At 44.5% G+C, this 25,434-nt stretch carries 24 protein-coding genes and 5 pseudogenes; 22 read left to right on the top strand and 7 right to left on the bottom strand.

Features of this window, described 5'->3' with window-relative positions; genetic code table 11:
- The 5 genes from LC084_RS15685 to LC084_RS15665 all read left to right on the top strand — a co-directional run.
- Positions 1 to 517: host cell division inhibitor Icd-like protein (locus tag LC084_RS15685; protein ID WP_226572110.1), on the top strand; the 517-nt coding region annotated here is incomplete at its 5' end.
- 5 nt (positions 518 to 522) lie between these two features.
- Entirely contained in the window at positions 523 to 747 is a 225-nt protein-coding gene (locus LC084_RS15680; protein WP_264193548.1) for a hypothetical protein, read from the top strand.
- Complete coding sequence (locus tag LC084_RS15675) at positions 744 to 1,064, top strand: DUF5375 domain-containing protein (RefSeq protein WP_226572108.1); 321 nt, start codon at positions 744 to 746, stop codon at positions 1,062 to 1,064. Before LC084_RS15680 ends, LC084_RS15675 begins: the two co-directional genes overlap by 4 nt.
- Positions 1,065 to 1,077: 13 nt before the next feature.
- A complete protein-coding gene (locus LC084_RS15670) occupies positions 1,078 to 3,411 on the top strand; it encodes a primase-helicase zinc-binding domain-containing protein (RefSeq protein ID WP_226572107.1) in 2,334 nt (777 codons plus the stop codon).
- A gap of 365 nt (positions 3,412 to 3,776) precedes the next feature.
- Complete coding sequence (locus tag LC084_RS15665) at positions 3,777 to 4,229, top strand: hypothetical protein (RefSeq protein WP_226572106.1); 453 nt, start codon at positions 3,777 to 3,779, stop codon at positions 4,227 to 4,229.
- Between the two features lie 178 nt (positions 4,230 to 4,407).
- Here the strand turns inward: LC084_RS15665 and LC084_RS15660 are convergent, their stop codons facing one another.
- Positions 4,408 to 5,133, bottom strand: coding sequence for a hypothetical protein (locus tag LC084_RS15660; protein ID WP_032344221.1), 726 nt, complete (start codon positions 5,131 to 5,133; stop codon positions 4,408 to 4,410).
- A gap of 808 nt (positions 5,134 to 5,941) precedes the next feature.
- Here LC084_RS15660 and LC084_RS15655 point away from each other — a divergent pair.
- The 4 genes from LC084_RS15655 (at position 5,942) to LC084_RS15640 (ending at position 12,605) form a co-directional block, all read left to right on the top strand.
- Complete coding sequence (locus LC084_RS15655) at positions 5,942 to 7,192, top strand: tyrosine-type recombinase/integrase (protein ID WP_226572105.1); 1,251 nt, start codon at positions 5,942 to 5,944, stop codon at positions 7,190 to 7,192.
- A gap of 177 nt (positions 7,193 to 7,369) precedes the next feature.
- Positions 7,370 to 7,654, top strand: coding sequence for a hypothetical protein (locus LC084_RS15650; protein ID WP_226572104.1), 285 nt, complete (start codon positions 7,370 to 7,372; stop codon positions 7,652 to 7,654).
- Between the two features lie 11 nt (positions 7,655 to 7,665).
- The gene (locus tag LC084_RS15645; protein ID WP_226572103.1) at positions 7,666 to 9,693 is read left to right on the top strand and encodes a site-specific DNA-methyltransferase; all 2,028 of its coding nucleotides are present in this window, start codon (positions 7,666 to 7,668) and stop codon (positions 9,691 to 9,693) included.
- A gap of 2 nt (positions 9,694 to 9,695) precedes the next feature.
- A complete protein-coding gene (locus LC084_RS15640; RefSeq protein ID WP_226572102.1) occupies positions 9,696 to 12,605 on the top strand; it encodes a type III restriction-modification system endonuclease in 2,910 nt (969 codons plus the stop codon).
- Between the two features lie 491 nt (positions 12,606 to 13,096).
- Here the strand turns inward: LC084_RS15640 and LC084_RS15635 are convergent.
- From LC084_RS15635 to LC084_RS15625, 3 genes and pseudogenes are all read right to left on the bottom strand, one after another.
- A pseudogene (locus tag LC084_RS15635) lies at positions 13,097 to 14,044 on the bottom strand (IS3 family transposase).
- Positions 14,045 to 14,164: 120 nt separating this feature from the next.
- On the bottom strand, positions 14,165 to 14,593 hold the full coding sequence (locus tag LC084_RS15630) for a lysozyme inhibitor LprI family protein (protein WP_226572101.1): 429 nt from the start codon (positions 14,591 to 14,593) through the stop codon (positions 14,165 to 14,167).
- 22 nt (positions 14,594 to 14,615) lie between these two features.
- Positions 14,616 to 15,236: a peptidoglycan-binding protein gene (locus LC084_RS15625; protein WP_226572100.1), complete on the bottom strand. Its 621-nt coding sequence runs from the start codon at positions 15,234 to 15,236 to the stop codon at positions 14,616 to 14,618.
- 580 nt (positions 15,237 to 15,816) lie between these two features.
- Between LC084_RS15625 and LC084_RS15615 the strand changes: the two genes are divergently transcribed.
- The 10 genes and pseudogenes from LC084_RS15615 (at position 15,817) to LC084_RS15570 (ending at position 21,443) form a co-directional block, all read left to right on the top strand.
- Complete coding sequence (locus LC084_RS15615; protein WP_226572099.1) at positions 15,817 to 16,158, top strand: helix-turn-helix domain-containing protein; 342 nt, start codon at positions 15,817 to 15,819, stop codon at positions 16,156 to 16,158.
- Positions 16,148 to 17,488, top strand: a complete 1,341-nt coding sequence (locus LC084_RS15610; protein ID WP_226572098.1) for a type II toxin-antitoxin system HipA family toxin — start codon at positions 16,148 to 16,150, stop codon at positions 17,486 to 17,488. The genes LC084_RS15615 and LC084_RS15610 overlap by 11 nt, the downstream gene beginning before the upstream one ends.
- Before the next feature lie 120 nt (positions 17,489 to 17,608).
- Positions 17,609 to 17,839 (top strand): annotated as a pseudogene (locus tag LC084_RS15605) (helix-turn-helix domain-containing protein); the annotation flags it as partial.
- Between the two features lie 4 nt (positions 17,840 to 17,843).
- Positions 17,844 to 18,058, top strand: a pseudogene (locus LC084_RS23310) (HipA N-terminal domain-containing protein); the annotation flags it as partial.
- Between the two features lie 186 nt (positions 18,059 to 18,244).
- Positions 18,245 to 19,117 (top strand): phosphorothioated DNA-binding restriction endonuclease, encoded by an 873-nt coding sequence (locus tag LC084_RS15595; RefSeq protein ID WP_226572097.1) that lies wholly within the window; start codon positions 18,245 to 18,247, stop codon positions 19,115 to 19,117.
- Between the two features lie 351 nt (positions 19,118 to 19,468).
- Positions 19,469 to 19,916 (top strand): annotated as a pseudogene (locus LC084_RS15590) (STM2901 family protein).
- Positions 19,910 to 20,236, top strand: a complete 327-nt coding sequence (locus LC084_RS15585; protein ID WP_226572096.1) for a DUF1493 family protein — start codon at positions 19,910 to 19,912, stop codon at positions 20,234 to 20,236. The pseudogene LC084_RS15590 and the gene LC084_RS15585 overlap by 7 nt, the downstream one beginning before the upstream one ends.
- A gap of 19 nt (positions 20,237 to 20,255) precedes the next feature.
- Positions 20,256 to 20,741 (top strand): Hcp family type VI secretion system effector, encoded by a 486-nt coding sequence (locus tag LC084_RS15580; protein WP_226572095.1) that lies wholly within the window; start codon positions 20,256 to 20,258, stop codon positions 20,739 to 20,741.
- Between the two features lie 113 nt (positions 20,742 to 20,854).
- A complete protein-coding gene (locus LC084_RS15575) occupies positions 20,855 to 21,142 on the top strand; it encodes a contact-dependent growth inhibition system immunity protein (RefSeq protein ID WP_226572094.1) in 288 nt (95 codons plus the stop codon).
- Positions 21,126 to 21,443 carry a DUF1493 family protein gene (locus LC084_RS15570; protein WP_226572093.1) on the top strand — a complete coding sequence of 106 codons (318 nt, stop codon included), beginning with the start codon at positions 21,126 to 21,128 and terminating at the stop codon, positions 21,441 to 21,443. The genes LC084_RS15575 and LC084_RS15570 overlap by 17 nt, the downstream gene beginning before the upstream one ends.
- A 277-nt stretch (positions 21,444 to 21,720) precedes the next feature.
- On the opposite strand, the gene LC084_RS15565 is transcribed toward LC084_RS15570, so the two are convergent.
- Both LC084_RS15565 and LC084_RS15560 read right to left on the bottom strand, forming a co-directional pair.
- On the bottom strand, positions 21,721 to 22,638 hold the full coding sequence (locus tag LC084_RS15565) for a nucleotidyl transferase AbiEii/AbiGii toxin family protein (protein ID WP_226572092.1): 918 nt from the start codon (positions 22,636 to 22,638) through the stop codon (positions 21,721 to 21,723).
- Positions 22,631 to 23,404 (bottom strand): type IV toxin-antitoxin system AbiEi family antitoxin, encoded by a 774-nt coding sequence (locus tag LC084_RS15560; RefSeq protein ID WP_226572091.1) that lies wholly within the window; start codon positions 23,402 to 23,404, stop codon positions 22,631 to 22,633. The genes LC084_RS15565 and LC084_RS15560 overlap by 8 nt, the downstream gene beginning before the upstream one ends.
- A 100-nt stretch (positions 23,405 to 23,504) precedes the next feature.
- Between LC084_RS15560 and LC084_RS23305 the strand changes: the two are divergent.
- The 3 genes and pseudogenes from LC084_RS23305 to LC084_RS15550 form a co-directional block, all read left to right on the top strand.
- Positions 23,505 to 23,624: pseudogene (locus LC084_RS23305) on the top strand (phosphorothioated DNA-binding restriction endonuclease); the annotation flags it as partial.
- Positions 23,625 to 24,040: 416 nt separating this feature from the next.
- A complete protein-coding gene (locus tag LC084_RS15555; protein WP_226572090.1) occupies positions 24,041 to 24,490 on the top strand; it encodes an STM2901 family protein in 450 nt (149 codons plus the stop codon).
- Positions 24,490 to 24,807 (top strand): DUF1493 family protein, encoded by a 318-nt coding sequence (locus LC084_RS15550; RefSeq protein ID WP_226572089.1) that lies wholly within the window; start codon positions 24,490 to 24,492, stop codon positions 24,805 to 24,807. The genes LC084_RS15555 and LC084_RS15550 overlap by 1 nt, the downstream gene beginning before the upstream one ends.
- Positions 24,808 to 24,829: 22 nt before the next feature.
- On the opposite strand, the gene LC084_RS15545 is transcribed toward LC084_RS15550, so the two are convergent.
- On the bottom strand, positions 24,830 to 25,312 hold the full coding sequence (locus LC084_RS15545) for an Hcp family type VI secretion system effector (RefSeq protein WP_110025931.1): 483 nt from the start codon (positions 25,310 to 25,312) through the stop codon (positions 24,830 to 24,832).
- Between the last annotated feature and the right edge of the window lie 122 nt (positions 25,313 to 25,434).

The raw sequence follows: 25,434 nt of genomic DNA, 5'->3' as shown, positions 1-25,434 counted from the left end.
TGGCTTGCGTCCTGCCGTCATTCCCAGGTATAGTTTTCCCGCTGTCGCAAAATCGGCAGCCGGGCGTAGGAACCCGTGTTACTCAATGGCGACACCAGACGCGCCATGCGTCTTTTTTTGTGTCTACGCCTTCGTGCGCCAGTTACTTGCACAATGGTTTTATTGCCGTTGTAGCTATCGAGTAATGGTGGCTCAGGCGGGGCCGACTTCGGTCGGGCCGGTATCCGTTAGAGCCGGTATTTCCACCCCCGTCTGGGCTACCACCAGTGAGCGTGGAAACTCCGGTGGTAGTGTTACCCGCTATCTAACGGAGGTTGCCCTTATGGCTACGATCCTCACCCCGTCACACCCGCAGTTTGTCTTTGTGTTTGCCGCCGTTCGTCGCGCAGACCGTAAACCCCGTATTTGTATGCTGCGCACTGTTGCCAGTAATGAACGCGCCGCACGCCTTTCCTTTGTTCGTGATTACGTTCTCGCCTTTGCCGGGCGTCTGCCGGTGGCGGAGGTGTGTGCGTGAAAGAACTGACCCTGACCATTTCCCTTGCTGACCTCCGGCACCTGGAGCATCTGCGTAATGTTGGCCTGCTTATTGGTGAACTCATGCAGGCACAGGACTGCGCATCTTCACGGCCTGACCCGGCGCAGCAGGCGCAGCTCACCTCTGTCATTCACCTGATGACCGCCCGGCTGGACGATATGGTCGAGCGCTGTAATGAGCGCTGGCTCACTGAGGATGTTCGCGCATGAAACAACCCTTACCGCCCGTATTACGTGCCGCACTGTACCGCCGTGCGGTGGCCTGTGCCTGGCTGACCCTGTGCGAACGCCAGCACCGTTACCCGACCCTCACCCTCGACACACTGGAAAGTGCCATTGCCGCCGAGCTGGAGGGCTTCTACCTGCGCCAGCACGGCGAGGAGAAAGGCCGCCAGATTGCCTGTGCCTTACTGGAAGATTTAATGGAAGCCGGCCCCCTGAAAGCCGCCCCGTCGCTGTCCTTTCTCGGGCTGGCCGTGATGGATGAACTCTGCGCCCGCCATATCACCGCACCGGTACTGCACTGAGGGAGACAAAACCATGAACATGAACGTAACGGAATCCGTAGAACGGGCTCGCGGCCACTGGCCGCGCATTCTCCCGGCACTGGGGGTAAAGGTGATTAAAAACCGCCATCAGGCCTGCCCGGTGTGTGGTGGTCATGACCGTTTCCGGTTTGACGATAAAGAGGGGCGCGGGACGTGGTACTGCAACCAGTGCGGCGCGGGTGACGGCCTGAAACTAATAGAGAAAGTGTTTGGCGTGACCCCGTCCGAAGCCGCCGGAAAAGTGAATGCCGTGACCGGTAATCTGCCACCGGTTACCCCGGAAGTGACTGCCGCCGCAGAAACCGGAACGGAGGCCGGGCGCAAAGCAGCGGCCGCGCTGGCCGTAAAGCTCATGGAGAAAACCCGCACGGCCACCGGCAACGCCTACCTGACCGGCAAGGGCTTCCCGGATTATGCCTGTGCCGTGCTGACAGGTGCGCACAAAGCCGGTGGTGTGTCTTACAGCGCCGGTGATGTGGTAGTGCCACTGTATGACGACACCGGCGCGCTGGTGAATGTCCAGCTAATCAGTGCTGACGGCCAGAAACGCACCCTGAAAGGCGGCCAGGTGAAAGGGACATGCCATATCTTCAACGGCCAGAAACAGGCCGGGAAACGCCTGTGGATTGCCGAAGGGTATGCCACGGCACTGACCGTGCATCACCTGACCGGGGAAACCGTCATGGTGGCGCTGTCGTCCGTGAACCTTCTTTCCCTGGCAAGCCTTGTCAGGCAGAAGCACCCGGCCTGCCAGATTGTTTTCGCCGCCGACCGCGACCTTAACGGTGACGGTCAGGGCAAAGCCGCCGCGGCCGCAAAAACCTGTGAGGGGACGGTCGTCCTGCCGCCGGTGTTCGGTGACTGGAATGATGCGTTCATGCAGCATGGCGAAGACACCACGCGTCAGGCCATTTACGACGCCCTGCGGCCACCGGTTCAGAGTCCGTTCGACACCATGAGTGAGGCGGAATTTACTGCAATGAGAGCCAGTGAAAAGGCGGCGCGGGTGCATGAGCATTATGGCGAGGCACTGGCGGTCGACACCGGCGGCCAGCTCCTGTCCCGCTATGAAAACGGTATCTGGAAAATCATTCCGCCACTGGATTTTGCCCGTGACGTGGCCGGGCTGTTTCAGCGTCTGCGCGCCCCGTTCTCGTCGGCCGCCATTAACGCGGTGGTGGACACCCTGAAACTGATTATTCCGCAGCAGAGTGCCCCCTCACGGCGCCTGATTGGTTTTCGTAACGGTGTGCTCGATACCGGCACCGGCCTGTTCAGCCCGCACCACAAATCACACTGGCTGCGCACCCTGTGTGATGTTGATTTCACCGCGCCGGTGGCCGGGGAAACGCTGGAAACCCATGCGCCGAACTTCTGGCACTGGCTCGACCGTGCCGCCGGTGGCCGCCCAGAAAAACGTGACGTGATACTGGCGGCGCTGTTTATGGTGCTGGCGAACCGCTACGACTGGCAGCTCTTTCTCGAAGTCACCGGCCCCGGTGGCAGCGGAAAAAGTATTATGACTGAAATTGCCACCATGCTCGCCGGGGCGGATAACGCCACGTCGGCCGACATTGACACACTGGAAGACCCGCGCAAACGTGCCTCCCTGACGGGGTTCTCGCTGATTCGCTTACCTGACCAGGAAAAGTGGAGCGGTGACGGTGCCGGGCTCAAGGCCATTACCGGCGGCGATGCGGTGTCCGTTGACCCGAAATACCAGAACCCGTACTCGACGCATATTCCGGCAGTGATTCTGGCGGTGAACAACAACCCGATGCGCTTCACTGACCGCAGCGGCGGTGTGTCCCGTCGCCGGGTGATAATCCATTTCCCGGAACAGATTGCGCCGGAAGACCGCGACCCGCAGCTTAAGGACAAAATCGCCCGTGAGCTGGCCGTTATTGTGCGCCAGCTTATGCAGAAGTTCAGCGACCCGATGAGCGCCCGCACGTTACTCCAGGCACAGCAGAACTCCGATGAAGCACTGAGCATCAAGCGTGACGCTGACCCGGCCTTTGATTTTTGTGGCTATCTGGAAGCCCTGCCGGACGCTGACGGGATGTATATGGGGAACGCCAACATTATCCCGCGTCAGCCGCGCCTGTACCTTTATCATGCCTATCTGGTGTACATGGAAGCGCACGGCTACAAAAACACCCTCAGCCTGACCATGTTCGGTAAGGGGCTGTCAACCATGCTGAAAGAGTACGGCCTGAATTACGACAAACGACGGACAAATCAGGGCATGCAGACCAACCTCACACTGAAAGAGGAAAGCAACGCCGACTGGCTGCCGAAGTGCGATGAACCCACAGCGAAATAAACTACCCTGACCGGCTGATGCCGGTCTTTTTTTACCTGAAAATCAGCCACAGTGAACAGTAAAGTGTTCACTGTTCACCAAGTGTTCACTCAGTAACACAATGAATATAATAGATAAAAATACAGAGTGAACACTGTGAACAGTTTTTCCCAAAAAAACTTTTTCCTTCAAAACTCATCAGACCGCTTAGTGCCAGAAGCGGACCTTCCAACAAGCTATATAGGAGCTAAACAATCCTCATTGATCCAGTCTTTGGGCTTGTAAATTACCATTCCTAAAAGTTACATAATAAGTTCTATAATGTGTAGCATGGGTGATTAACATAGTTGTTTTAAGTTAAGTTACTACAGGATATGGAGTTTTTGATGTTACAACAACTGGCCTGTGAGTTTTTTATCGAGTTTTCACGATATGAATATTGCCTCAAGGCATGTGGGATTTTAATCAATGGAGGCCATTTAAAAGCTGACTGGAATGGATATTCCGATCAGGTGCGTGACGTTATCGAAAACCCGTCTACCCCTAAACTTAGCGAAGCGATTCATTATTTCGAAGAGCATCCCCCTAAAAAACAGATTTACGGTGAAAAGGGGATCATGTGGTCGGAAAAACTACCGAGTTCCCGGCACCGGGCTGAACTGATTTTACTGCTGGTCTGTCGAGTAAGAAACAATCTCTTTCACGGCGGAAAATTCAATGGTAATTGGTTTGAACCAGAACGCAGTGAGCAGTTAATCCGGCACGCCCTCACCATCCTACGGGCCTGTGCGGAGAAACACGCCGGAGTGAAAGATGCCTATGAGAACAAACACTTCTGAACCGGATCACTGCTACAACCCAGCCCATAACGGCAACTCTGACAGAATCATTAAAGGTTACTAGTACATTAAAAGAAATCGCTAAAGCAGTCGGATTTATGTCTATGGGGAGCAGGTCAAGACGAAGCTAGCCCGGCTCCCCGTGATTTTTATATACCCACCACGGAGGCATTAGGCTCTATTGCCTTTTTTTCAGGTCATCAAGAATGCTCTGCTTTTCGGCAACCAACATTTTGTACACATCATCATCACTTTTAAGATTAAATTTGAAATGCGATCGTCCCACAGATATGCCGGATACGCCTTCAATCCACATATCCTTGGCTATTTTTTCATCTGAGTCATCTAGGGCATTTTCAGAAATCTTATCAAGGGATGAGAGGATATCCCCATGCAACTGTAACAATTTTTTATATGTGATTGATGGCGAATTTTCCTTCCTCCGAGAGATCAAGCTTAGATCATTAATCTGGGCGTTAACGCGATCAATAATACCAAAAACTCCTAAGCGAGCCTCAACTGACTTGCGCTCAGATTTATGTTTTGCGCCTGTTTGAAATAACAGCTCGGAGTTAATATACGAACCTAGATCATGTGCATCTTTCACCATGGTTCTAACACCCTCACTAAAGTGTGGGTATCCGATAACTAGCCCCCCCAGTAGTGGGATGATCTTACCGTAAGCGGTGATTTTCGCGATGATTGAGCCTTCAGAGAACTCAACTGTTATCTCTACCTCACTTCCAATAAAAAAAGGTATTCGGCTCTTCGCAAAGGCAGTTATTTGCTTCTCAATCTCATTGATTCTTAGTTTCTTATCTTGAGGGGTCGCATTTTTTAACCACTCAGGATTAACATGAACATACGATTGAGAAATGATATTCCCTGATACATAGTTTGCCATTCCTACTCCATTAACAAGTTACCTTAGCCACCTAGTAATACCCCTAATTTCAGGAGATATCGATATCATTCGCAACGATGTTCTAAGGGATTGAATTGAACATAGCATCTCACTATGGGGTTAAAAAAGCCGCCAGAACGCGGCTCTATTTTCATCTAAAGCTTTTAACTGTACTGGCCCTAGTTTCTGGCAATTACCCAGTTTGGGCGCCAGGAAATAAAAGAAGCAGGGGCAAAAACTGATCTTACCCAGAAAAAGTGAACAGTAAAGTGTTCACTGTTCATCAACTATTCACCTTGTAATGTATTGAATATTAATCATAAAAATGCTCAGTGAACACTGTGAACAGTTTTCTCTAAAAAAACTTTTTCTCCCACAACCAAAGGCATCAGTTTTGGCATGGAGTGAAGAGCGAGCATCCATATGATGTATTGTCCTGGTTAGGATTCGATGCACGGAACCTAACCAGGAGAGATTTGATAACTTACCATTAGGTGTCGGATTTTGTAGGGGCACAAAAAAGCATGGGGGCACAAAAAGGGGCATTTATCATTGATTGTTTTAAATTATCTATATTTTTCATATGATTAAATCATGATTTGAGTCCGGCCTTCGCACCAATCAAGTCTTTTTTTTCGTCTACTAAAGTCTATTTACGTATACAAAATCAATAAGTTAGATATTCTGCCTATTGTTTCAGGTCTATTAAAGTCTACTGTCGTATATCAACATCTACCAACAAATGATGGTATAACTGTTGGTAGCTTCGGTTCGATTGAAATTGATACCAACAAGGGGAGGGGGATCTATGGCTCTTACTGATATCAAAGTCAGAACAGTTAAGCCTGCAGACAAACCTTTCAAACTTACCGATGGTGAAGGGATGCACCTGTTGGTTAACCCCAATGGCTCAAAATACTGGCGTCTTCAATATCGTTTTAGTGGCAAACAGAAGATGCTGGCGTTAGGGGTTTATCCAATGGTTTCATTGGCAGAGGCTCGTAAGAGGCGCGATGCCGCGAAGAAACTGGTATCTGATGGTATCGATCCCTCTCAAAAGAAAAAAGAGGACAAGATTGAAGAAAGCGGAGCACTAACCTTTGAGGCTGTAGCAAGAGATTGGCATGCATCCTGTAGCAAAAAATGGTCTGAGTCCCATAGTGAGCGGGTGCTTAAAAGTTTAGTGGATAATCTTTTCTCTGCTTTAGGTAAACGTAAGATTTCGGAACTGAAGACTCGGGATCTACTCGCTCCAATTAAGGTAGTAGAGGCGAGTGGGCGATATGAAGTAGCTTCGCGTCTTCAACAGCGAACGACCGCAATCCTACGTTTTGCGGTACAAAATGGTCTACTTGATTATAATCCAGCTCAAGATATGGCTGGCGCAATAGCTGTAGCTAAACGAGTGCACCGCCCAGCGCTTGATTTCGAACGCCTTCCCGAATTGCTTGATCGTATCGAATGCTTTAAAGGTCGAAAGTTGACTAAATTAGCAGTGAAACTAACACTGTTGGTATTCATACGTTCAAGTGAACTGCGTTTTGCAAGATGGGAAGAAATCGATTTTAAAAATGCGCTTTGGACGATACCTGCAGAACGAGAACCTCTGAAGGGCGTAAAGCACTCACATCGTGGTTCTAAGATGCGTAGCCCTCATCTTGTACCTCTAAGCCGTCAGGCACTGAAAATATTAGAAGAGATAAAACAAATCAGTAGGGATTACGAGTTGGTCTTCATTGGTGATCACCAGCCGGATAGGCCGATGAGTGAGAACACTGTTAACAAGGCCCTGCGCTCAATGGGTTACGACACTAAAACGGAAGTTTGCGGACACGGGTTTAGGGCGATGGCCTGTAGTGCCTTGATCGAATCCGGCTTATGGTCAAAAGATGCAGTTGAACGTCAGATGAGCCATCAGGAGCGTAATAACGTTCGCGCTGCTTACATCCATCTTGCTGAACATCTCGATGAGCGGAGGCTAATGCTTCAGTGGTGGGCTGACTATCTTGATGCCAATCGAGAAAGAGCGGTCAGGCCGTTTGAGTTTGCCCACAGGTGATCGTTTGAGTTTGAAATCCAAGGCTAACCGCTTGATAAATCATCACATAGTCGCATGTAACCCCTTGTTTTGAATATATTTGAATAGCCATCATAGGTTGATGGCTATTACACCATTCTATTATGATTTTTCAGCAATATTTGATATCGTAGCAGTATTAAATACCGAGGAATAACCATGATATCAGGTCTTAATGGTGGAAATTTTATCCTTAGCTCGATGGCTAAGGAAAGAGTCAAATCAGGTCTACTTGATAGAGCAACAATAGAAGGCTCTAAAGGGGAGTACACGGTGATTTTTGATGGTTCAGAATGGGAAGGCAAGCCATTAGTCTTAAGTAGTTCCAGACAGCCTTACGAAGCACGAGTCTTCAAAAGCATAGATGGTGCAGCTGCAGAACTACTACGCATAGGCTTAAGTGAAGTTTCAATCAAAAACACCACTAAATCGAACAATAAATAATCAGGTTCAAAATGGATATGCAAAAAGAAACGATTTTTTCAGAAGTTGAAACTGCTAACAGTAAGCAGATTGCTGTTTTGAAGGCTAACTTTCCGCAGTGTTTTGATAAAAACGGAGCGTTTATTCAAGAAAAGCTGCTTGAGATCGTCAAATCATCAGATGTTGAACTCTCTAAAGAATCATACAGCTTAAACTGGCTGGGTAAGTCCTATGCCCGTCTGTTGGCTAACCTACCACCGAAATCCTTGCTGGCAGAAGATAAAAATCATAACCAACGTGAAGAGAACAAAAACAGTCAGAATCTTTTAATCAAAGGGGATAACCTCGAAGTATTAAAGCACATGGTTAATGCTTATGCTGAAAAGGTAAAGATAATTTATATTGACCCGCCATATAACACGGGTTCTGATGGGTTCGCCTATAACGATGATCGCAAGTTTACACCTGAACAGCTTTCCGAACTGGCAGGTATCGATCTTGATGAAGCTGCACGTATCCTCAATTTTACTGTCAAAGGTTCAAGTAGTCATAGTGCATGGCTGACATTCATTTACCCCCGTCTTTATATTGCTCGTGAGCTTCTCCGCGAAGATGGCGTTATCTTTATTTCGATTGATGACAATGAAATTAGTCAACTAAAAATAATTTGTGATGAAATTTTTGGTGAGGCTAACTCGTTGGGTATTATAATTCATAATAAACTTAACTCCAAAAGCGACACTCTAAATATACAAAAAAACCATGATTTTTTACTTTGCTACAGAAAATCCATAACCCCTGATGCATCTTTAATCAACTATTCCGTCAGTGAGCGAGAGGTATTTCAGGATAATGGTAGGTTTTATATTCTTAAAGATTCAATCACAACAAGAGGTGATGGTGGTACATTAAATAAAAGAAAGAATTTAGGTTATACTGTATATTACCATCCAGAAACAACAGACTTTATTGGCGTAAGTGATTACGATATAGAGTTGGCATCAAGCTCAAATAGTGAGGAGGAAATATATAGTGACAATGAGGAACTCATAGCTAATGGATATGTGAAAATACGTCCTCCAAAAGTGAGAGGTAAACTTGGAGTATGGACATGGGACATAAATAAATTTAACAATGAAAAGGAAAATATTGTTATAAGAAAAACAAACAATGGGTATCAAGTTAGAAAGAGAACATTTATTGAAGAAAAAGATGTATTTAAAAAGGCTGGTTCCCTCTATACAAAGGTAAAGACTGAGGGAAATTCAAGGAGCATTCTAGATTATTCAACGAATGATGGAACAAATCAATTATCCAGCATTCTTGGTCATCCTGATGTATTCAGCAATCCTAAGAATGTAAATTATTTAAAATATATTTTTAGCTTGGTGCCTGAAAATAATTATATCGCACTTGACTTTTTTGCTGGTTCTGGATCATCGCTGCAAGCTATATGTGAACTAAATATTGATGATGGTGGAATAAGAAAATTTATTGGAATACAGATAGATGAAAAATGTAAATCAGACTCAACTGCTTTTGATCTTGGTTATAAAAATATATTTGAAGTAACTAAAAAAAGAATCATCAAAGCGGGAGAAAAGTTAAAAAAAGAAAATCCAAACTATAATGGAGATCTTGGTTTCAAAATTTTCGAAACTGTTGATGATTTTCGAGCAAAAGATGAGTCTGAACTTACGCTGTCTAATCTTAGCTTCTTTGACGATGCGGTGTTGAAACCTGAACAGTATGACACCCTATTGACTACATGGTGTGTGTATGATGGCAGCTTGTTAACAACACCAATTGAAGATGTAGATCTTAACGGCTACAAAGCACACTTATGCGATGGTCGCCTGTATCTGATTGCGCCAAACTTTACCAGTGAAGCACTGAAAGCTTTACTTCAAAAGTTAGATACAGACAAAGACTTTGCGCCAAACAAAGTCGTATTTTATGGCTGCAACTTTGAAAGTGCGAAACAGATGGAACTCAATGAAGCATTAAAAAGTTATGCCAATAAAAAATCAATTGATTTGGATTTGGTGGTGAGGAACTAATCATGTCTAAAGGGTTCACATTCGAAAAGAACTTACCTCATCAAAAGGCTGGCGTTGATGCGGTGATGAATGTCTTTGTATCCGCCATACCTCATCAGACGGATCATGTTGCTATTCGCCTGTTAGCTAATCCAGAACTGAATCTATCTGAACAACAATATTACAACAACATAAAAAATGTTCAGGAGTTCAATGGTATTGAGCATTCAAAAGATAATTACGATGCTAGAAGCAACGTAATTGATGTTTCTATGGAGACAGGTACAGGTAAAACTTATACTTACACCAAAACCATTTTTGACCTGAACAAATCATTTGGTATTAACAAGTTTATCATCATTGTTCCTACCCTATCTATCAAAGCTGGAACAGTTAACTTTTTAAAAAGCGATGCTTTAAAAGAACACTTTAGAGACGATTACGAGCGTGAACTAAAGACTTACGTTGTTGAAAGCCAGAAAAGTTCGGGTAAAAATACAAAATCGTATATGCCTCAAGCTATCCATGATTTTGTTGAAGCAAGTAATTTCAATAAGAAATATATACACGTTCTTGTGATCAACTCAGGGATGATTAACTCTAAGTCTTTAACTGACACTTATGATGTTGGCTTGCTTGATAATCAGTTTGATACCCCATTTTCTGCACTTAGTGCGATAAAACCATTCATTATCATTGATGAGCCTCATAAATTTCCTACGGGTAAAAAGACATGGGAAAATATTGAAAAATTTAATGCTCAATATATCATCCGTTATGGCGCAACTTTTAGTGAAGGCTATAAGAACTTAGTTTATCGTCTTACAGCCGTGGATGCGTTCAATGAAGATCTTGTTAAAGGTATTGATGCATACATTGAGGATATTGTTGGTGATGGTAGTGCTAATCTTAAATTTGTTAAATCTGACGGAAAAGAGGCCACTTTTGAACTAAACGAAAATGGTAATAGAAAAAAATTCAAGTTAGCCAAAGGTGAATCACTATCTAAAACGCATAGTGCGATCCATGATTTAACACTGGATGCCTTAAACAAGAGCACTGCTGTATTGAGTAATGGTATTGAACTAAAAATTGGTAGTTCAATTAACCCCTACTCTTACGATCAGACACTTGCTGATAACATGATGCGTAAAGCTGTCAAAGAACACTTTAAGTTGGAAAAAGAGTATCTGACACAAAGGCCACGCATAAAGCCTCTTACTCTTTTCTTCATTGATGACATTGAAGGCTATCGTGATGGTAATAATATTGCCGGAAGCCTGAAAACTAAGTTCGAAGAATACGTTTTGGCAGAAGCTAATGAACTGTTAGAAACAGAGAAAGATGACTTTTTTAGAAACTACCTTGAAAAAACTGTTAGGGATATATCTTCTGTTCATGGTGGTTATTTTTCAAAAGATAATAGTGATAAAGATGATAAAATTGAGCAGGAAATCAACGAAATCCTTCATGATAAAGAGCTTCTATTATCTTTAGAAAATCCTCGCCGTTTCATTTTCTCTAAATGGACGTTGCGTGAGGGGTGGGATAACCCAAATGTCTTTCAGATTTGTAAGCTCCGTTCGAGTGGTAGCACCACATCTAAACTTCAAGAGGTAGGGCGTGGTTTACGTCTTCCAGTGAATGAATACATGTGCCGTGTGAAAGACCGCAATTTTACTCTCAACTATTATGTTGATTTTACGGAAAAAGATTTTGTCGATTCTCTTGTCAAAGAGGTCAACGATAGCTCTTTCAAAGAAACAGTTCCAAGTAAGTTTACTCAAGAACTTAAGGATAAAATACTATCTCAGTATCCTGAGCTTTCATCCAGAACACTCATGAATGAAATCTTTGATGATGGGATCATTGATGATAATGAAAACTTCAAAGGTTCAGATGCCTATAGCCGCTTAAAAGCTAAATATCCGGCAGCATTCCCTACAGGAGTGAAACCAAGCAAAATTAAAAAAGCCACTGATGGAAAAAGACGGACTAAAATGCGTGTTGGTAAGTTCAGTGAGCTGAAAGAATTATGGGATTTGATAAATCAAAAAGCAGTGATTGAGTATAAAATAAATAGCGAAAATGAATTCTTATCCATTTTCATGTCATTTATGCTCGAAGAAACAAAAAGATTCACTAAATCAGGCGTTCATACTCGCATTGATAGAATTTATATTCATAATGATACGGCAATGTCGAAAAGTATCGTCAGTGACGATGATAACTTTGCTAAACTAAACACAATGAGCTATCGGGAATTTCTTGATAACTTGTCACAAACTATTTTTGCTAAACACGATACCTTACATAAGGTTTTTTGTGATATAAAAGACACTATCAATATCACTGAATACCTGAACATTCAAACAATCAGAAAGATTAAATCTGGTTTTAGCAAGTATTTGTTGAACAATTCATTTAACAAATTCAGCCTTGGATATAATGTGATTTCAGGTTCAATTCATCCTACAAAGTTCACTAATGCAGACGGTGAGCCTGTGAGTGAGGTATTATCAAGTGATCTTGGTATATTGAATGACAACACAAAACCACCGTTGGATTCTTATCTTTTTGAAGAAGTCTTTTATGACTCAGAGCTTGAAAGGCTCAACATAACAGATGGAGAGATCCAGTCTGTAGCTGTTTTTACAAAGATACCGAAGAACTCCATTAAGATTCCGGTAGCAGGCGGATACACGTACTCCCCTGACTTTGCATATGTTGTCAAAACAAAAAAAGGTGATTACTTAAACTTTATTATCGAAACAAAAAATGTAGATGGGAAGGATAGTTTAAGACTTGAAGAAGAACGTAAGATAAAACATGCACAAGCACTATTCAGTCAAATAAGTAAATCTGTCAAAGTCGAGTTTAGAACACAATTTTCTGCAGACAGAATAGCCGAACTGATTAAACAAGTTGGATGATAACATTTTTTAAATGGAAAAGGGCCTTACGGCCCTTTCGTTTTCCCTTAAAGGGAACTCTCCATTGGAGAGAATACATATCCCCACACTTGGAGCAAATCAATCGGCCCATTGGGCTGTAAACTACTCCCCATATACGGGGCAATCAGACACTTCAATAAAGTGAATATTCTCAAGGAATACTTATCAAATACAATATTAAATATCGGTTGTCAAATATATTTTCTGTATTTGAAAGATTTTATCCATATCCACCAATCACAAATAAATTTAATACTCCATAAAATTTTTGGAGGATCAAACCAAATTCCTGATGCCTTATCTCTTTTATATCTTATGTTATATTTATGAATATGAGGAAAAGGTATATAACAACCAGAGAGCATTTGTATAGGCTGCTATTAGTTGACACTCCTTTCCCCGTTGCTGTAAACGCATCAAATTATATTGAGGTTTCTCACGGCTACAGGCACTTTGTAAGTATCCCAGCTTTAGTTCCACGTACTTTTTGAGAGTTCCGGTTTTTCAGCCATCAGCCGGTACTCTTCCGGCGTCAGGTTGTTCAGGGATTCATGAGGCCGCTCGTTGTTATATTCCATCAGCCAGCGCCAGTGAGACCAGTTCCGGTCCGTTGTCCATCCGCATCTTCAGCGGGTATCCGCGGTTTACCACGATCCTGTCCAGCACCCTGACGACTCGCTGAGCCGGGATATTCAAATCGATTTCTATCGCCAGAGCTTCACGGTTAAAATCATCCACCACATTGAAGGTCCGGAAGCGTCTGCCGCAGATCAGCGCGTCGTGCATAAAATCGATGGACCAGCTCTGGTTTAACGCATGCGGCGTCGCCAGTGGTGCTGGATTACGCACTGGCAGTCGCTGTTTTCCCTTGCGACGAAAGTTCAGTTTCAGCAGGCAGTAAATCCGGTGAACGCGTTTATGGTTCCAGGTATTGCCCTGCCTGCGCAGCAGCTGGAACAGCTTCTTAAAACCGTAGCGCGGATAGCGTTCTGCCAGTTCAGTCAGCGCATGGATCACCGGTTCATCACGCCGGGTATCGGGCTGATAAAAATACACTGTCCTGCTCAGCGATAACGTCCTGCAGGCCTGGCGTAAACTCATGGCAAATTGCGCGGTCAGATAGTTGACAAGTTCACGCTTTATCGCTGGTTTTAAAGCTTTTTTTCAATGACATCTTTAAGTGCCCGGCACTCAAGGCTGAGATCAGCAAACATCTGTTTGAGGCGTCGGTTTTCATCCTCCAGGTCTTTCATCTTTTTGATATCAGAGGCTTCCATACCGCCGAACTTCGCTTTCCAGTTGTAGTACGAGGCCTCAGAGATCCCGGCCTCGCGGCAGACGTCTTTAACGGTACGTCCGGCTTCGACGGACTTCAGCACGGCGATGATCTGATGTTCGGTGAATCGGGCTTTGCGCATGGCGATCTCCTTAAAAGACATATTCAGTATGTCGGAAGATCTCTAAAAGTGAATGGTCCGGATTGCAGGGATACTTACAAATGCACCGGACTGGGATGAAATCCTCTGGTTAGTAATTTTCTAAGGATTGATATTTTTTATCTCTGTAATCCTATTATTATTCATATTAATCAGACAACTCAACATCACTTCACCAAAAGCATGACCACCCTGCTCACTTGTTGTAAGCACTTGGCATAAATTATCTCTATATTGAATCCATTCATCTTGACTTTTTTTGAAAGCAGATAACATATTCTGTTTTTGCTCCTTAGTTCCCATCCACCATTTTGTATAATCAGTTTTCTCTAATTCATGATACTTCTCATTATATACGGTTAATAGTTCACTTTTGGTTTTATCATTCAAAGAACCAAGGCATTCATCATCTTCTTCACCATATTTTGTGATGCAACTTTCAACGGCTTTATTTTTCAAGATTGGTAGTGAGTCAGCAATAGCACTAAACTGAAACGCTAAAAGGGGTAATAATAAAAATATTGTTTTCATTTTAAGTAATTCAACCGTAAAGTTAGCCTGTGAGGATCATTCTTTTGATAAATAAATTATCAGCTTCACGTCCTGATAAATGTGATGCCAGAGCACAAATCTGTGCTTTATACTCTTCAATCCCGGCCTGTCTTAGTATCGAAAGTATTTCACCAGCACTTCGCTTTTTCATATCAAAACCACGCCCTAACGTTACACCAGAATTATTGGTAGGATGGTGTAAAATGCGTGAAAACCAAGGCATACGAGAGGGTTGTCGAAAAGGTTCCACCGCAGTGATATAATCGGCACCCTCATAGTCGAAAGTCAACTGCCCTTCCTTAACTGTCAAGATACCTCCACTATGCTTAGGTCGCCATTCAGAGCTTGAGGCATTGCGCATTGCCTCCATAAACCAGATGTCAGTGGGTTGTACAAGCCCTGTTGGAGACATTCTTAATAGCGATTGATACCAGCGTATTGCTTCAATAGTATCAGTTGAACACCGTCCCGTCACAGGTAAAGGCCGCCCTGTGCTCAAGGTATAACCTGCAGCATCTAACATTAACTGTAGATTTTTAACTTCTTTTACTTCGTTGGTACCACAAGCCCCCACTGAACTTGTCAGCCGAAATATATGTGGTTTTGTTCGATGGGATCGCAAAGTCCCTCCCGCTTCAGGCAACTGAATGCCACTTTATCATCATTGAGTAAAAAATTAGTGAGATAATTTATTATATTCCTTCACATTAGGACAGGAAAACAGTTAGTTATCCACAACTTATAATTAGGAGTAATCTTGGTTTAGTTATTGTATGCAGATCTAAATATTCGCCAGATTTTATTTAATGAATAATCATTTGTATAGTAATAAAAATAGTTAATTAAAGATTCAATACGGATAATATACCGCCATATAGATTTGATGATCATATGTATAAATCTTTTTGTGAAATACGATCACGTCCCATTTTCTCAAACAACTGTTGTAATCTCTTGGCTTTTAATTTCTGCGCTTTTTTCTCACAAATCTCCTGCCAGGCTCCGCCAAAATGATATTGAGTAGGGTGACTTGTCTTCCGCTCAGCCGCGATAAGCTTCCTGATTGATACAAAAATTGGTCAATCCGGGCAGCGCGGGCAACCAGTTCGTCAACATGCTTACAATCGCATACCTGTTTGAAAAATACTCTAATGCACCTTAAAATGAGCATTAAGTCTTTAGTGCGTGTTTTAAGGTGCAAAATGAAGCGTACACAGCAGGATTTATTACCTTCTGATTTAAGCCGCCAGCTATCTGACCTGGGCTATGTTCTGGCGCAAAGTCGTATTGCGCGAAAAATTCCACAGTCAGAAGTCGCGGTGCGCGCCAATATCAGTCGTAACACCGTTAGTCGTATAGAGAATGGTGATTCAGGCGTCGCTATCGGTCAGATTCTGCGTTATCTCAGTGTTGTTCGGCCTGGCGCAACGCTTAGTGATGTTATGGGGAAGAAGGATCACGCCGTACAGGCCGTTAAGAGTCTTCAACGTCCTCGGCGCGCACGGCCATTAAGCAACAAGGAGTTGGAAGAATATGATTTCTGAGAGCACGTTGCTGGTTCATGCATTTTTACCCGGAGCAACGGAGTCTGTTCCGGCCGGAAAATTGCATTTACAGGAAGAAGGCGCCGACCTTCTGGCTTCGCGTTTTATCTATGGTCTTAAATACCTGAAAAGAAACGGCGCAATTGAAATCGATCCTGTGGGGTTGGGTATGTTGCAGGGCCAGCAGGTAGCAAAACAGGAGCTATTTGCACAGGAGTCAACGCTGTTTGGCGGGATCAGGGATGCTGCGCCAGATGCCTGGGGACGACGGGTTATTGAAGCTAAAAAACGTGTGCCTGCGAATTCATTGCCTGAATCGGTATATCTGCTGGAGGCCGGGCCAAACCGGACAGGGGCTTTGGATCTCACTCCTGATGGGCAGCAATCCAGAGATCTTGATACCTCCGCGGATATAAAATCCCTGGGATACCTGTTTGATGCCGCGGAGAGAATCGAAAACGGTGCACCTTTGCCTGCCAACCTGCACGGGATATTTGATGCGGGTTCCAGTATGGGGGGGATGCGGCCAAAAGCGACGGTGGTCGTAGAGGATGGTAGTCATTGGCTTGCGAAGTTCTCTTCCCGTACCGACCGCGGGTTTTGTTACCCGGCAATTGAACACGCGACGTTGCGTCTTGCGGATGCGGCGGGACTCCACGTCCCTGAAACGCGTCTTGAAGAGATTGGACCGGGACGCTTCGCTATGCTGATCAAACGTTTTGACCGTGTGGGCCAGGGAGACAATACCGGCAGGCGTCATTTTGTCTCCGCGCTCACCTTGATGAATATTCACGAAATGGCTTCGGTCGAAAGCAGTTATGCGGAACTGGCGGATGCGATGCGTAGACATCTCGGCGCAGACAATCTTGCAGACGACCTGAAGGAACTGTTTTGCAGAATGGTATTTAATATCCTGGTTAACAATGATGATGATCATCTGCGTAACCATGGTTTTGTCCTGATGGAATCGCCAGTACAGAACCCTGCGAGAGGGGCCCTGGAGCCGCAGGACGATGTTGCTCTGGCGTGGAGAATCAGTCCGCTTTATGACGTGGTTCCTCGTCCGGTGCACTCTCATCATCGTCGGCTTCATCTGGGGGTTGGCAAATATGGTAAAGAGGCCACGCTCGGCAATGCCGTTTCCTGGTGTGAGCGCTTTGGACTAAGCCGTGCTGATGCTATTGCAGAGATTGATAGAATCTGGCGAGTGGTCAGGGAGTGGCGTAATCATTTTGAGGCATACGATGTGTCAGGAGGCGATATTGATGCTGTAAATTCTGCGTTTTTACACGCCCGGAATTTGGGAGGATCTGATGTTGGAATCACTTAATTGCACCTTAAAACGTACATTAACAAGATAGTGCCTGTTTTTAGGTGCATGAGGTGAGTTTAAAATAATCGCTAAAGTGACATTTATGGTTTAACTTTACTCAAAATTTTAAACCAGCGTGTGACACAAAAAGAAGTTTCTGAAAGGTTAGGAGTAACACAACAAACCTATGCCCGGCTGGAAGCGAATCCAGCCAGTGCCAGCATGGAGCGGCTATTCAGGGTATTCACCGTACTGGGTGTTGAAATGGTCCTCTCTTCTGGACCACAGATACTTTCTTCGATGTCATCTTCAACAATGAACGAGCCAGAACCGCAAAAAGATTCACCTGCCAGACGGGAAAAATGGTGACGATATGCGTCGAACACGGCAGCGTTTAGCAATATGGATGAATGGATTCGGGTCGGATTCTGGGAGAAGGTCAGCGGCGAGGATTTATTGCAATACTTTCCAGAATGGATAGTGGATGAGCAGGGAAGACCTTTATCGCTTTCTTTGCCTTTCACGCCTGGTAATCAGCTTTGGCGCGGTAATGTTGTTCGTGACTATTTTGATAATTTATTGCCTGAAATTCAGCATCCACAAGGCTTTCCGCGATCTTTTCATCACTTATGAGTTCAGAGTAAACCATAGGGCGCAGGTCAAAAGACATAAGGCATCGGTTTCCCTCTAAACAACGCAACAGTCAACAATTGAATTTCACCGCTTTTGCGAGCATGATCGCAACAACATCAGTCTGTTACCTGGTTAACTCCTATGATATCTCGCGCAGCGCTGCAATCGGCCATCTCCAACGTTTCTGTGTGGCGTCAGGGGGACGTATGCGCGCCGCATAAGCCGTTGCTGCTGTTGTATGTGTTGTCGCAGTACAAAGCAGGCCACCCGCGCCTGTTCAATTACGGCCTTGAGATCCACGAACAGCTTACTCACCTGCTAAAAGAGTTCGGCCCCAAACGGCGCACTGACTACCCCAATATGCCATTCTGGCGACTCAGAACCGACGGCTTCTGGGAAATCGCCAACGCTGAAGGCTGTAAACCCCGTACAGGCAACACCCAGCCAACAAAGAAAGAGTTGATAGATAATCAAGTGATGGGCGGTTTTGATGAAACGGCTTACCAGTCGCTACTGGCACATCCCGGGCAAATCGACCAACTGGCCCAGCAGATCCTGACAGATCGCTTCCCCGAAAGTATTCAGCGGATCCTCGCCAACCAACTGGGTTTTGATTTTATCGACAGGTCAAAAAACCGCGATCCGCGCTTCAGGGATATCGTCCTCCGGGCTTACCATTCCCGGTGTGCTTTCTGCGGTTACGACTTACGGCTGGATGGTGCGCTGGTTGGTATTGAAGCCGCCCATATTCACTGGAAAGCCTATGGCGGGCCTTGTGAAGTAAACAACGGTCTGGCGCTGTGTTCGCTGCACCATGATGCGTTTGACAGGGGCGCATTCGGGCTGGATGAAAATCTGGCTATCCGCATCTCCGGCGGCGTTAGCCGTAGCCCGGTGGTAGACAATCTGTTCTGGCAACGGAACGGCCAGTTGTTACACCTTCCTCACGATAAATCGCTGTGGCCCACTGAACAATACGTTGGCTGGCATCGTAAACAGGTATTCAAAACCTGAGTATTGGGTGCATGACCTGAAGCGCTGCGAAGCTCACCAAGCGTGTTTTTCCAGCAACCAGAGCTGGGGGGAACGAGTATTAAGCCGTTGCGGGATTATTTGATTCAGTTAGGTTATACCAGACGCTACGGTGGGGTGGTGTAGGCTGAGCTGACTAAAGAGCTAACTAATTAAATATGCTCTGGTTTACCAACATCGATGGTTCCGGTTCTGCCAGTCTTGCCGTTTGCACTTTCCCACCAACATCACTTATTGCCTGAATTCAGAATTTACCCGGCAAAAAACTTTCGTCAGCCCGATTACTCAAATAGTACGATAAGCATACAAAACACAGGGAGTGAAGGGTTACTGATGGATACAGTTGAGCAACTAAATGGAACATATTTTTATAAAGGTGTCTGTAACATTTCGTCAGGTGAACTATTTTCTGGATTTTTTTAGACAAAATAAATGATCAGTTTGGTGGGATTAAAGACGTTGTAGCAATGAGTTGCATTATTCTTGGCTTGCCTCTGTTAAAAACGAGAGGTAAACCATATGGAACAACAGCAGGTACTTCTATTGCCTCTAAATATCTTCGTCAACTACTGAATGTTGAAATGCCAATAAGATTGCCTACTATCACGGAAGCAAGCATTGCTACATTAAAGCCAAAGTATGTAACTAATTTAGGTGCATTTATTGGTAGGGGTTGCCAGTTGTTGGATGGGCGATTGTAGCAAGTGATGTTAGTCAGATCGTCTATAAAACAGTGAGAGATTATAACACCATCGCCCACGAGAAAGATCGCATATGGTAACTGAACAAGACGTATTAGCGTTTTTTCGTGATCAGCTTCCTGTGTTGGGCACGTTCACAGGAAAGCTAATACCATTACAGTTAGATGACATATTACAAGAATATTCAGAGGCCGATGATTTGGTTTTTTGCATGGATAAATATAGCGATAAGTTTAATATTGATCTTTCTATGATGACATATAATGTTTATTATCCATGGTTTAAGACATGGTTTTTTAGAAAGTGGTTTACATCTAAGCCTGTTGAACAAATATCGAAACCTCTCACTGTAAGAATGTTTGCGGAATCGGCTAAAGCCGGAAAATGGTTGTATGATTAATTAGCAAGGAGCGTTAAAAATGGCTGTACCAGTCCACTTGATTTTGAATGATGACGGCGGATCGCAGATTATGGGGTCTTGTGATATTCACGGGCGTGAAGGAAGCATTGAACTACGTAGCTTGCAACATTCTCTAATCATACCTACTGATATGTTAACCGGAAAAATTACAGGAAATCGCCAGCATACACCATTCAACTTCACAAAAGAGATAGATAAATCATCTCCTCATTTGTTCAAGGCGGTTGCAACAGGGCAGGTATTAAAAAGTGCTGAATTTAAGTTTTATCATATTAATTACAGCGGGCAGGAAGAAGAATATTATACAATCACTTTAGAGAATGTTCGGGTTGTTAGCGTTAGTCCTGTTATGCACTATACGCGCACAGTGACAGGTACGGGGCATATGGAAGATGTTTCATTAAGCTATGAAAAAATCACCCACTTACATAACCACGGAAATATAATGCACTCTGACTCATGGAATGAAAAGAATCAAGCATAAAAGAAAATGCGATTGATGTGCCATCAGGTGAAATGACCATCGGGTTGAGATAACTTCCTACAATGAGAAGCCCTATTTTTCTGGCTTCAATATAAATTGTTCCGGGTTCTGATATGAATAAAGAGCTTGAGCTGGATAACCTCATCATGAACTATTTTGGGCGTGACTATGACCTGATTGATGGCAGTGATGAAATCAGACCGAAAATTGATGCTTATCTCAGGCAATCCGGCAAAGGGATGCAAGCCAGGTTACTTGAGGATATTCGTTTTTTTCTCTCCCTGGGCTCACAGTTAGATCATGCGTTCAGAACTCGTTATGGCGAGTACTTCTTGCCTGAGTTGTGGGGAACAACGCCAGAAGATTTTTTACGGCAGGTTCAGAATGCTGTTATCCGATGAGCAGGAACTCTTAGACTATGTCACCGAGAAATACGGTGAACGAGAAAAACCTGCACAGAAGGAATGGTCGTTTCAAGAGCATTTTAACTTCATACAAGAGGATTTGGAGGAAATGCTATTTGACCTGTTTGCGCGGTACGGTATTACTCACGGCAACTTTAATTTAGATAACTATTTTATGCCGGAGTTCTACTGGTGGCAGTTTAGGCTTAAAAAAGATTGGCGTAACCACAGGTTTAAAATGCTAACTCTGGAAATGATAATTGAATCGGCTAAAGCCGGAAAATGGTTGTATGACTAATTTTATATATGGCTATTCCCCTTCTCTGTGTTTGCTGATAATACAAGTGAGGCTATCGATAATTCACTTTTAAAATTTACAACCAATGCAGAAAACGAGCTTGCATCATAAAGCACTTATTCGTGAGAGGGTGCCACTGGCAAACCAGGTCGTCAACAAAGCCAATAGCCACCCTGGTTTTAAGTGTTGGAAGGCAATTGATCCCAAGGAGAACTTTTCTGGTTTATAACAAATTATATAGTTTCACTATTCGTGTAACTATAGTGAATTTAATAAACTACCCCAGCCATTCTGTTATAACCTTTTCCAGTTTCTCCAGGGACTGCGTGCGCTTTTCGTCCGACATCCGTCCAATATTGCGCAGCTTCCATTGAACTGCTGGCAAATTCTGAATGTGGGGCTCTGATGCTAAATTCCAGTCAGGCTCGCCACGTTTAAATGACATCAGGAAGTCGAAATCCCGTTGAGTAAAATGCGCTTTCAACGCGCTGAGCATTCTTTCTGGGATCTCTCTTAGCTCTTCCAGTGAGACCTGCTCAAAGGTCATACCGCTGAATTCATTTTGAAAAGGTTCAGTAATATCCTTCCAGCGTGGGCTAAGCACTTCGGACAATGGGCGATTATGGCTTAGCAAGTAAGCGATAAAACCATTGAATATAGCGCGGTCGATTCCTTGTGTATCAAGTAGCATTTTGACGTCGTAAAAGTCTCTGGGATGCTGGCGATCTAACGCAGCACATAGCTTGCCGCCGTACAAGTCAGGCAGTGAGACAACTGGGATCGCGGCAAAACCAAATTCTTCCTCCACGGCTTCCACGACGTCGCGTTCTTGCGGTGGATATAATGTTCCCCGGGCAACTGGCGAGACTTCAATTTTAATTTGTGCGTTGTCAGTGGTGACAATGATGCGCATCTCATCGGGATTATGGGTTTGAAGCACTGCATGGATCCCGGCTTGCGCTTCCAGTTCAGCGGCGATGCGGGTGAGCGCTTCCCGCACGTTGGGCAACGCAACCTCTCTGCTTTCCAGCGGGATGTAGGCCAGATCGATATCAACAGACAATCGGGGGAAATCGCGAATGAATAAGTTGATCGCTGTACCCCCTTTCAGCGCAAAACAGGGCTCGTTAGCGACATAGGGTAATGCTCGCACCAGCAGGGCGACCTGGCGGTAGTAAGGGGAGGCTTTATCCATGGCTTATTCCCTTCTTAATAAAATTTTCGGGCACAGTAATCTGGTATTGCGTGTCCAGCTTGCCATTTACAGCGACTTGTCGCTTGCCGGATCCCTGGTCGATTTTGCTGGTATCCACACGTTTAAACCATGCATGTTCATAGAAACTGGCGAAAAACAGATACAGGCGTTTGGTTTGTACGGACTGGCTGAGTGTAAGCAGCTTCTCCACTTTACGTGGGTTGAGATTGACCAGCCCCTGAAAAAGCTCGGCGGCGTGCTCAAATGAGATTTCCTGAGGTACTGCGCTTAATAGCTCGTAGGCTGCCAGTTCTGGTGCACTGGCAGTTATTTTTTTCCCTTTTACTTCAAGCTCAGTTCGGTACTTCTCACCCAATTTAGGGAGCTTCAGGCTCGATACCATCAGCCAGTCAACGCCGGGAAATTCTTTAAACCATTTGGGTAATATCGTTTTATTTTCAACGCTAAGCCAGCATTGACTCTGCTTAAGTTGCAGGTAATGGGAACGGCCCTGCCAGGAAAGACTACTCAGCCCGGCCAAATGCACCGGCGCTTCAAGCTGGCTTTGCAGGCACCATAGCGCATCACTCCAGTCTGGTTCTCGCCCTGGGCGCGCATAAACGCCAGCCCGCAGTTTTTTCAGCCAGCCACTTTGTGCGTATTTAAAGGCCAGAGAAGGCGATATGTTGTTCCGGGTTAGCCAGGATTGCAAAACCAGGCTTCCCGGAGAGGTGTTTTGCAATAACCAGTTTATTTTTGATGCCATAGATTCACTCAGGGTGTAACTATAATAAAAAAAGTAAACAACCTGCCGAGTGAAAAGTCAATGTAAGGTATCTGTCGCAGCATAAATGTTGCCGACGATGGTGGCAGACAATCTGTTCTGGCAACGGAACGGCCAGTTGTTACACCTTCTTCATGACAAATCGTTGTGGCCCTCTGAACAATATGTTGGCTGGCATCGTAAACAGGTATTCAAAACCTGAGTATTGGGTGCATGACCTGAAGCGCAGCGAAGCTCACCAAGCGTGTTTTTCCAGCAACCAGAGCTGGGGGTAACGAGTATTAAGCCGTTGCGGGATTATTTGATTCAGTTAGGTTATACCAGAAGCTACGGTGGGGTGGTGCAGGCGCGAAGCCAGGTCAGGGTAATGGTGACTGCTTTTATCTGCATTTTAACACCGCCACTGGCGAGGCTGTGCTTAGTAAAGCGCTAACTAATTAAATATGCTCTGGTTTACCAACATCGATGGTTCCGGTTCTGCCAGTCTTGCCGTTTGCACTTTCCCACCAACATCACTTATTGCCTGAATTCAGAATTTACCCGGCAAAAAACTTTCGTCAGCCCGATTACTCAAATAGTACGATAAGCATACAAAACACAGGGAGTGAAGGGTTACTGATGGATACTACTGAAGAGCTAAATGGAACATATTTTTATAATGGTCACGCTAACGTTACACAACAAGAATTATTCTGGCTAATATTTCTCGAGGGCTTTGCTGATCGTACTGGTTGGGGAGTTGAAACAGCAGCAATGATTCTGGCCGGGCAACCTATTCTACCTAAGCGAGTTGTACTGGGGTCAAAGGTAAAACGTACTAGTATAGCCTCGAAGTTATCTCGTAGAATCCTCAAGAATGTCCGCCTTCCGTGGGGGATGAGGATCGAAACTAGTGTAATGGGCCATAGCCGGGCAACTAATAAGCTCGGGGCAATAGTTGGGAGGGCTGTTCCTCATATTGGCTACGCTCAAGCTGTGGTCATGCTTGCTGTAGTTGCCAGAGAAACGAGAAATAAATATAACATCATAGTCCGGCCTAAAGATCGGATTGAGTGGGCTTATTTCTGATGCTGTTACCCGATGAGCAGGAACTTTTAGATTATGTCACCGAGAAATACGGTGAACGAAAAAATCCTGCACAGAAAGAATGGTCGTTTCAAGAGCATTTTAACTTCATACAAGAGGATTTGGAGGAAATGTTATTTGACCTGTTTACGCGGTACGGTATTGCTCACGGAAATTTTAATTTAGATAACTATTTTATGCCGGAGTTCTATTGGTGGCAGTTTAGGCTTAAAAAAGATTGGCGTAACCACAGGTTTAAAATGCTAACTCTGGAAATGATAATTGAATCTGCTAAAGTAGGGTATTGGTTATATGATTAAGGAGCAACGCCCCTTAATCATTTCATGCTGTAACCCGATCATTCCATGAGTCAGTATAGATAATATTACCATCGCAATGTTTCCACGTTATCTTTTCATAGCGCATTTCGACAGTTTCCATATGGTTTTCATTTGGATTATCCACGGATGCCATTGTGGGTGAAATAGAGACAATACGGACACCTTCAAGTAGCATATTAAAATATTCCACCTCTTGTCCTGCGTCATTAATATTGTACCATTTTATCTCTGCTGATTTAAGATTTTGCCCGGTAGCTACGGCTTTATAAATATACGGGCTGGAATAGTCAAACTCTTTTACTACAAGCATCGGCGAGTGCATCCGCGTTCCGGTTACCTTGCCGGTAGCGTTATCAGTTGGAATCATTAGGTTGTGATGAAAGCCTTTTATCTCAATGCTGAATTCTCTATCCTGAACATCCACACCACCCTTGATAAGAGCACCGCCATCATCCCTTAGCCACATATACGCTGGTATCGCCATAATGTTACATCCTCTGTTTAATTAATTCCTATTAAGAGTGTACACTTGTTTGTGCTGGTTGGTAAACGCTGAGCTATGTACTACATATCATAATTGGGAAGTAGTTCAACCTCAATCAGTTG

Source organism: Mangrovibacter yixingensis (assembly GCF_020523985.1).
Classification (GTDB): domain Bacteria; phylum Pseudomonadota; class Gammaproteobacteria; order Enterobacterales; family Enterobacteriaceae; genus Mangrovibacter; species Mangrovibacter yixingensis.
This window is presented reverse-complemented; position numbering and strand designations above follow the sequence as displayed.

Bases quoted from the DNA above. Each gene is read 5' to 3' on its own strand.
- LC084_RS15675 (WP_226572108.1), top strand. From the start codon at position 744: ATGAAACAACCCTTACCGCCCGTATTACGTGCCGCACTGTACCGCCGT.
- LC084_RS15670 (WP_226572107.1), top strand. From the start codon at position 1,078: ATGAACATGAACGTAACGGAATCCGTAGAACGGGCTCGCGGCCACTGG.
- LC084_RS15665 (WP_226572106.1), top strand. From the start codon at position 3,777: ATGTTACAACAACTGGCCTGTGAGTTTTTTATCGAGTTTTCACGATAT.
- LC084_RS15660 (WP_032344221.1), bottom strand. From the start codon at position 5,133: ATGGCAAACTATGTATCAGGGAATATCATTTCTCAATCGTATGTTCAT.
- LC084_RS15655 (WP_226572105.1), top strand. From the start codon at position 5,942: ATGGCTCTTACTGATATCAAAGTCAGAACAGTTAAGCCTGCAGACAAA.
- LC084_RS15650 (WP_226572104.1), top strand. From the start codon at position 7,370: ATGATATCAGGTCTTAATGGTGGAAATTTTATCCTTAGCTCGATGGCT.
- LC084_RS15645 (WP_226572103.1), top strand. From the start codon at position 7,666: ATGGATATGCAAAAAGAAACGATTTTTTCAGAAGTTGAAACTGCTAAC.
- LC084_RS15640 (WP_226572102.1), top strand. From the start codon at position 9,696: ATGTCTAAAGGGTTCACATTCGAAAAGAACTTACCTCATCAAAAGGCT.
- LC084_RS15630 (WP_226572101.1), bottom strand. From the start codon at position 14,593: ATGAAAACAATATTTTTATTATTACCCCTTTTAGCGTTTCAGTTTAGT.
- LC084_RS15615 (WP_226572099.1), top strand. From the start codon at position 15,817: ATGAAGCGTACACAGCAGGATTTATTACCTTCTGATTTAAGCCGCCAG.
- LC084_RS15610 (WP_226572098.1), top strand. From the start codon at position 16,148: ATGATTTCTGAGAGCACGTTGCTGGTTCATGCATTTTTACCCGGAGCA.
- LC084_RS15595 (WP_226572097.1), top strand. From the start codon at position 18,245: ATGATATCTCGCGCAGCGCTGCAATCGGCCATCTCCAACGTTTCTGTG.
- LC084_RS15585 (WP_226572096.1), top strand. From the start codon at position 19,910: ATGGTAACTGAACAAGACGTATTAGCGTTTTTTCGTGATCAGCTTCCT.
- LC084_RS15580 (WP_226572095.1), top strand. From the start codon at position 20,256: ATGGCTGTACCAGTCCACTTGATTTTGAATGATGACGGCGGATCGCAG.
- LC084_RS15575 (WP_226572094.1), top strand. From the start codon at position 20,855: ATGAATAAAGAGCTTGAGCTGGATAACCTCATCATGAACTATTTTGGG.
- LC084_RS15570 (WP_226572093.1), top strand. From the start codon at position 21,126: ATGCTGTTATCCGATGAGCAGGAACTCTTAGACTATGTCACCGAGAAA.
- LC084_RS15565 (WP_226572092.1), bottom strand. From the start codon at position 22,638: ATGGATAAAGCCTCCCCTTACTACCGCCAGGTCGCCCTGCTGGTGCGA.
- LC084_RS15560 (WP_226572091.1), bottom strand. From the start codon at position 23,404: ATGGCATCAAAAATAAACTGGTTATTGCAAAACACCTCTCCGGGAAGC.
- LC084_RS15555 (WP_226572090.1), top strand. From the start codon at position 24,041: ATGGATACTACTGAAGAGCTAAATGGAACATATTTTTATAATGGTCAC.
- LC084_RS15550 (WP_226572089.1), top strand. From the start codon at position 24,490: ATGCTGTTACCCGATGAGCAGGAACTTTTAGATTATGTCACCGAGAAA.
- LC084_RS15545 (WP_110025931.1), bottom strand. From the start codon at position 25,312: ATGGCGATACCAGCGTATATGTGGCTAAGGGATGATGGCGGTGCTCTT.